Raw genomic sequence first — 6,688 nt, forward strand, 5'->3', positions numbered from 1 at the left:
ACCAGCCGGACGCCGCAACCTGCAACCCGCCGACCGCCACGACGTGCACATCGTCACCGCGACCACGACCACGAAAGCCAAACCGGTCACCCCCCGACCACGCCGAACAGGTTAAAACTCAAGCTAGCGACTGTTTGAAAGTGGTTTGCGTAGCGGTGCGGGTAGCGGAACCTCAGTCCCACCTGCCAGCCCGACCACCGCCCCTGCATCACATCGGCGCTGTCCTCGCGAGGAACCACCTGAGAATTCGGCAGCAGAGTGTCAGTTGACGGCCCACAGCATGCGGCTCCGCCGCTTATGAAACACGACCTGGCGCGAGCGGTATCACTCCGGCAACGCCCGAAAAAGGTTGTACCCTGCTAACTGTTATAGGCGTACAACTATTTGGGAGACTTCTTGCCGGAGCTGACATACCGTCGCAAACTGCTGGTGCTGACGATCTGCTGTACGGCCCTGTTCCTGGTGTCGATGGACACCACGATCGTCAACCTGGCCCTGCCAGCGGTTCAGCGCCAGTTCACCGCCAGTGTCACGAGCCTGCAGTGGACCATCGACGCGTACGCGCTCGTGGTGGGCAGCTTGCTGATGCTGTCCGGTTCGACCGCGGATCGCCTTGGCAGGCGGCGTACTTTCCAGACGGGCCTGGCGGTCTTCACGGTCGGCTCGCTGCTGTGCAGCATCGCGCCCACGATCGGATTGCTGATCGTCTTCCGGATGGTGCAGGCGGTCGGCGGGTCGATGCTGAACCCCGTCGCGATGGCCATCGTGACGAACACGTTCACCGATCCACGGCAGCGGGCGCGGGCGATCGGCATCTGGGGCGGGGTGTTCGGGGTCAGCATGGCGCTCGGGCCGGTTGTCGGTGGTGCGCTGGTCGACGCGGTCGGCTGGCGGTCCATTTTCTGGATCAACGTGCCGATCGGGCTCGCCGCCATCGTGTTCGCGGCCATTTTCGTGCCCGAGTCGCGTGCCGCGCGGGCGCGCCGGATCGATCCGGTGGGGCAGCTGCTGGTGATCGTGATCCTCGGCAGTCTGATCTACGGGATCATCGAGGCGCCGCGGGCGGGGTGGGTTTCGGCGCAGACGGCCGGTTGCTTCGCGGTCGCTGTGGTGGCACTGATTTTCTTTGTGCCGTACGAACAACGCCGTCGCGAGCCGCTCATCGACCCGCGGTTCTTCGCGAGTATCCCGTTCTCCGGGGCCACCCTGATCGCGATCTGCAGTTTCGCGTCGATGGGCGGTTTCCTGTTCCTCAACGCGCTCTATCTGCAGAGTGTGCGCGGGTTTTCGCCGTTGCACGCAGGGTTGCTGACGTTGCCGACCGCGGTGATGATGTTCGTGCTGGCGCCGATTTCCGGACGGGTCGTCGGCAGCTGGGGTCCGCGGGTGCCGCTGATGGTCGGTGGGGCCGGGATTCTCGGTACGGGCGTGCTGCTCGCCACGGTGAGCGCGCATTCGTCACTGGCTCTGCTTGTGCCGGCGTACCTGCTGTTCGGAATCGGGTTCGGCATGGTCAACCCGCCCATCACGAACGCCGCGGTGTCCGGGATGCCGCGGGAGCAGGCCGGGGTCGCGGCGGCCGTCGCCTCCACGAGCCGTCAAGTCGGAAGCGCGTTCGGTGTCGCGGTGCTGGGCTCGGTCGTGACTTCGCGGGTGCATGGCCCGATCGAGTCCGGGTTCGCGCCGGCGAGCCATGTGGCATGGTGGATCATGGCCGGATGCGGAATGGCGGTGGTCGTGCTCGGGTTCGTCACGACGGGCCCGTGGGCACGCCGGACGGCGCCCGAGTTCGGCGAGCCGGACGTGGTCGCGGTGAGCAGGCCGTGAACGAGACGGCGACGCGCGCCTGGGCGAGGATGCGTGAGCTGGTCGTCGAGCGGCACGACCGGCGCAAGGAGGTCGTCGACACCCTCGGCATGAGCTTCGTGAAGGCGAAAGCCTTGCGGTTCCTGGCCGCGCACCCGATGACGATGCGGGAGCTGGCGGAGCAATTGCTGACCGACCGTCCTTATGCGACAGTCCTGGTGGACGACCTCGAACGCCGGGGACTGGTGGCGCGCGCCGTACACCCGGACGATCGGCGTTCGAAGATCGTCACTCCCACGGCGGCCGGCCGGGCCGCTGCTGCCGCGGCGTCGGAAATCCTGGGCCGCCCGCCGGCTGGGTTGCTTGAGCTGTCGGAGAGGGACTTGTCCACATTGGATGAGATACTGGCGCGTATCTCGGACTGATCCGCGGTCAGCTGCGCGATGCGAAGAAAACCAGCTCCCGCCCTGGCCGGTCGGGGGCGTCGCGCACCTCGTCGACGCGGAATCCTTGTGTCACCAAGGAAGCCTCGACCTCTTCCGGTTCGCGGAAGCGCAGCGTCGAGTCCGACGTGAGTACCTCACCGTCCGAAGTGAACACGTACGTCCAACGGAACCTGACCAAAGGCAGGCGCACGTCGAGTAGCTCCACCCAGCTCTCGACTTCCTCGCCCACCCGGTGCGAAGCCGCCTTGGTCCAGCCCTCCCACGCGCGGTACGCCGGGTCGCGGGTCTCGAAGACCAGCCACCCACCCGGTTCGAGCGCCGCGTGGATCCCGCGCAGCGTGGCCTCCCAGGCGTCCGGTGAGACGATTTCCTGGGCGACGTTCGCCGTCATCGTCGCAAGGTTCGCCCGCATCGGTGGCAGCGTCGTCGCATCGCCGTGCAACCACCGGACGCGGCCTGCGCCCGGCTTCGCTCGCGCCACATCCAGCGACGCACCAGCTGGTTCCACCCCGGTCACAGCCAGCCCGCGCGCCGCGAGTATGAGTGCGAAAGTCCCTGTCCCGCAACCGATATCGAGCACCCGGCGCGCACCGAGCTCGTCCGCGATCGCGGCGTATACCTGGAGATCCGTGCGCTCGCCTTCGAGCTCGTCGTAGAGTACGGCAAGCCGCGGGTGCACGAAGATCACCGCGCGGCCTGCCGGACACCTTCGAGGAGGCGGTGTACGTCGCCTGCGGTGGTGTAGGGCGCGATGCCCGCACGGACCGCACCCGTGTCCCCGAGGCCGAGCCGGCGCGAGCATTCGAGTGCGTAGAAGGTCCCGGCGGGCGCGTTGACCCCGACGGCGGCGAGGCTCCGGTACACGTCGGTGGCAGGGATTCCGTTGACAGAGAACAGAACCGTCGGCGTCCGGCGCCGGGTGGGGGAGCCGTACCTGGTGACGCCGGGGATCTCGGCGAGTCCGTCGTCCAGCAGGCGAAGCAGCCCTTCCTCGTGCTCTTCCAGCGCGCGCAGCGAATCCCGCAAACGCGCGCGGCGGTTTCCGTTACCCGGCACCAGATCGGCGAGGAAATCGATCGCCGCGGTGGTTCCGGCGAGCAGTTCGTACGGCAGTGTCCCGAGTTCGAACCGTTCGGGCACCGCATCGATCGACGGGATGAGCTTGTCCGGGTGCAGCGTCTCCAGCAGCTCCGGCGCAGCCGCGACAAAACCCAGATGCGGGCCGAGGAACTTGTACGGCGAGCAAGCGAAGAAGTCGGCGCCGAGCGCCCGGACATCGACCAGAGTGTGCGGCGTGAGATGTACACCGTCCACATAGCACAGTGTACCGGCGTCGTGTGTTTTCGCCGCGATGGCGGGAATATCGGGGCGAGTACCGAGCAGGTTCGACGCGGCGGTCACCGCGACCAGCCTTGTCCGGTCGGTGAGGGTGATGGCCTCGACGGGCAGTTCTCCGGTGACCGCGTCGAAATCGGCCCACCGCACGGTGACGCCACGTGCCTGCGCGGCCTGCACCCACGGACGGATGTTCGCGTCATGATCGAGCCGGGTCACGACGATCTCGTCGCCCGGGGCCCAGTTTTTGGCCAGCGCGCGGGAAAAGTCATAGGTCAGCTGCGTCATGCTGCGGCCGAACACGATCCCTTCCGGCGTGCCGCCGACAAGGTCCGCGGCGGACTGGCGGGCCGCGCGCACGGTCTCATCGGCACGGCGTTCGGCCGCGGTCACCGTGCCCCGGTTGGCGATCGCCGAAACCAGCGTCGCCGCGACGGCCTCGCCGACGACGTCGGGGACCAGCGAACCGCCGGGACCGTCGAAATGCGCGGCGCCCTCTTCGAGCGCGGGAAAATGCTTGCGTACCGCGTCCACGTCATAGGCCACGGCCGTCAGCATGCCTCATGTGTGCGCGAAAGTCCGCCGGTAATCGTGTGGTGAGACACCGACCATCCGGTGAAAATGGTGCCGGAGCAGCGCCGCGGTGCGGAATCCGGACTCGCGGGCGATCTCCTCGATACCCAGTTGGGTTTCTTCGAGCAGCGCCCGCGCCCGCAGCACGCGCTGCGCCGAGATCCACTTGTGCGGCGTCGTCCCGGTTTCCGCGACGAACCTGCGGGCGAACGTGCGTTCGGACATCCGTGCCTGGCGAGCGAGGGTGGCGACCGTGTGCTCGTCGGCCAGATTCTCGAGTAGCCAGGCCAGCACCGGCTGCAGGCTGTCACCCGTGCACTCGGGTATCGGCAGTTCCACGAACTGGCGCTGCCCGCCGTCGCGCTGTGGCGGTACCACCATCCGGCGCGCGATGGCCGTCGCCACCGCCGAGCCGAGTTCGCGGCGCACGAGGTGCAGGCAGGCGTCGATCCCGGCGGCCGTGCCCGCGCTGGTGATCAGGTCGCCGTCGTCGACGAACAGGACGTCGGGATCGACCTTGGCGTTGGGAAACCGGGCCTGGAACTCATCGATACTGCGCCAGTGTGTGGTGCAGTGCCTGCCATCGAGCAGTCCGGTCGCACCGAGCAGGAACGCGCCGCTGCACACCGTGAGGATCGTGGCGCCCCGGTCGGCGGCTTCGCGGACCACGTCCAGGACGGCCTGCGGATACTCGTCGCGGATGTTGACGGCCGGCACGGCGACCAGGTCGGCATCGCGGACTCCGTCCAGCCCGTGTGCCGGCGTCAGCTGGACGCCGGGAACCGTTGTGGCCAAAGGCTTTCCGGGGTTCTCGCCGCATACGCGGAACTCGAACTTCGGCACCCCGTCCTCGGTGCGGTCGATCCCGAAGACCTCGCAGACCACCCCGAACTCGAACGGGGCGAGTTCGTCGATCACCACCACCGCGACGGTCTTGAGCATGGCAGGATCTTATCGCACATCGTCAGATCTGCCGCTGGTGGCAGGAAGTGGCAGATCAAAGAATTAGTGCCATGGTATATCTGATCATTTTCCTCGTCGTCCTGATCGCACTGGGTTACGCCATCGAGCGGAACCATCGGCGGCAACGGCCGCCCCGCATGAGTGGCAGCGTGAACTACGAAGACCGTGACGAGGAAAGGGCGAGTACGGAGTTGCACGAGATCCCGTTGCCGCGTGTGCCGGAGCAGGGGTGGCACGAACACCGCCGGATCAGCTGAAGGTCGCCAGGCCGTCTTCGATCAGGGAGGCGGCGCGGCGGACGTCGTCGGCCACGGTGGTGAGCGCACCTTGGATCGGGTGACCGGGGCGCAGCCGGATTCGTAGTGCGCGGAACTGGATCCGCCACAGGCCAAGGAGTGCCGCCGCCGCGATCTGTGGTTCGGGGTCGGTGGGGTGGAGCCCGAAGCGGGCGGCGAGCACTTCGGCGGCGACGTCGGTAAACCGTTCGGCAGTGTCGCTCTGGTACGCCCGCAGTGCCGGCGTCTCGCGGATGAGGTCGCCGAACTTGCGGAACCGGGTCAGCGCGCGGTTGCCGGCGGTGGTGAGGCTTGTGCCCAGGTTGTGCAGTTCGTCGTCGAGGATCTTCACCATCGCCGCGACCGGGGAGAGCGCCGGGTCCGCCAGGCGGGTGCGCAACGCGTCGGCCATGGTGTCCAGCTGGTCCATGACCAGCGCTTCCTTGCTGGGGAAGTAGTTGTAGACGGTTTTCTCGGATACTCCGCAGGCTTCCGCGACGTCGGCCACGCGGACCGCGTCGAAGCCGTGCTCGATGAACATTCGCGCCGCGGTGTCGGACAGCTGCTGACGCATCGCGCGCTTCTTCCGCTCGCGCAGCCCTTCCGTCTTCATGCCGGGCAGGCTACTACAGTCGCACGAAAAGTTCTGCTACAGTAATTTTATAGCGACTGAAACGAAGGGATTGCTGCTGTGGCTGAGATCAACATTGTGTGCGACTACCCCCACTCCCCCCGGAAGGTCTGGCGGGCGGTGACGGAGCCTGAGCTGATTCCGCGCTGGACCTCGACCGGTAAGGGGGCGCGTGCGGTGGGGTTCCGGCCTGAGGTGGGCAACCGCTTCCAGTTCGTGGCCAAGCCGATGCCGGGTTGGCGGGGGATCGTGGACTGCGAGGTGCTGGAGGTGCGCGCGGAGGAGTTGTTGCGCTACACGTGGGTCGGCGCCGAGGGGGAGGCGCCGAGCTATGTCCGCTACCAGCTGGAGCCGACGCCGGAGGGGACGCGTTTTACCTACCACCACACGGGATTCACCGGTATCGGCGGCTTCGCGATGGCCAAGATGCTGGGGTCCATCCGGAAGAAGATGCTGACGGTGGGAATGCCGGCTTTGCTGGCGGACCTGGACGAAACCGGCGCCCTTCGCCGCGACGCCGCTGAGCAGGGTGGCCGGTGAGGGGCGTTGCTCGGTGCGGATGCGGTTTGGGGTGGCGACGGTGACGGAGGAGTCCGGCGCCCTGTGGCGGGCCGGACCCGTGGGGCCGCCGGCGGGTGGGCGCGTCTGGCGGCCGGCGA

At 67.5% G+C, this 6,688-nt stretch carries 8 protein-coding genes; 4 read left to right on the forward strand and 4 right to left on the reverse strand.

The features are described 5' to 3' along the window. Positions 1–396 precede the first annotated feature (396 nt). Both GKO32_RS37445 and GKO32_RS37450 read left to right on the forward strand, forming a co-directional pair. Positions 397–1,827 carry an MFS transporter gene (locus GKO32_RS37445; protein WP_154761653.1) on the forward strand — a complete coding sequence of 477 codons (1,431 nt, stop codon included), beginning with the start codon at positions 397–399 and terminating at the stop codon, positions 1,825–1,827. Then, on the forward strand, positions 1,824–2,231 hold the full coding sequence (locus GKO32_RS37450; RefSeq protein WP_312869270.1) for a MarR family winged helix-turn-helix transcriptional regulator: 408 nt from the start codon (positions 1,824–1,826) through the stop codon (positions 2,229–2,231). Before GKO32_RS37445 ends, GKO32_RS37450 begins: the two co-directional genes overlap by 4 nt. Positions 2,232–2,238: 7 nt before the next feature. Here GKO32_RS37450 and GKO32_RS37455 read toward each other — a convergent pair whose 3' ends face one another. The 3 genes from GKO32_RS37455 to GKO32_RS37465 are packed head-to-tail and all read right to left on the reverse strand — an operon-like array spanning position 2,239 to position 5,102. Then, a complete protein-coding gene (locus tag GKO32_RS37455; RefSeq protein WP_312869271.1) occupies positions 2,239–2,940 on the reverse strand; it encodes a class I SAM-dependent DNA methyltransferase in 702 nt (233 codons plus the stop codon). After that, positions 2,937–4,145: a cysteine desulfurase-like protein gene (locus GKO32_RS37460; protein ID WP_154761656.1), complete on the reverse strand. Its 1,209-nt coding sequence runs from the start codon at positions 4,143–4,145 to the stop codon at positions 2,937–2,939. The genes GKO32_RS37455 and GKO32_RS37460 overlap by 4 nt, the downstream gene beginning before the upstream one ends. 3 nt (positions 4,146–4,148) lie before the next feature. After that, entirely contained in the window at positions 4,149–5,102 is a 954-nt protein-coding gene (locus GKO32_RS37465; protein ID WP_154761657.1) for a GlxA family transcriptional regulator, read from the reverse strand. A gap of 71 nt (positions 5,103–5,173) precedes the next feature. Here GKO32_RS37465 and GKO32_RS37470 point away from each other — a divergent pair, with 71 nt between their 5' ends. Next, positions 5,174–5,380: a hypothetical protein gene (locus GKO32_RS37470; protein ID WP_154761658.1), complete on the forward strand. Its 207-nt coding sequence runs from the start codon at positions 5,174–5,176 to the stop codon at positions 5,378–5,380. On the opposite strand, the gene GKO32_RS37475 is transcribed toward GKO32_RS37470, so the two are convergent. Further along, positions 5,373–6,011, reverse strand: a complete 639-nt coding sequence (locus GKO32_RS37475; RefSeq protein ID WP_246245343.1) for a TetR family transcriptional regulator — start codon at positions 6,009–6,011, stop codon at positions 5,373–5,375. The two genes, GKO32_RS37470 and GKO32_RS37475, sit on opposite strands and share 8 nt — an antisense overlap. A 96-nt stretch (positions 6,012–6,107) precedes the next feature. Between GKO32_RS37475 and GKO32_RS37480 the strand changes: the two genes are divergently transcribed. Beyond that, the gene (locus tag GKO32_RS37480; RefSeq protein WP_312869272.1) at positions 6,108–6,569 is read left to right on the forward strand and encodes an SRPBCC family protein; all 462 of its coding nucleotides are present in this window, start codon (positions 6,108–6,110) and stop codon (positions 6,567–6,569) included. Positions 6,570–6,688: the final 119 nt, after the last annotated feature.

Origin of the sequence: Amycolatopsis pithecellobii (assembly GCF_009707865.1) — a bacterium.
GTDB lineage: Bacteria > Actinomycetota > Actinomycetes > Mycobacteriales > Pseudonocardiaceae > Amycolatopsis_E > Amycolatopsis_E pithecellobii.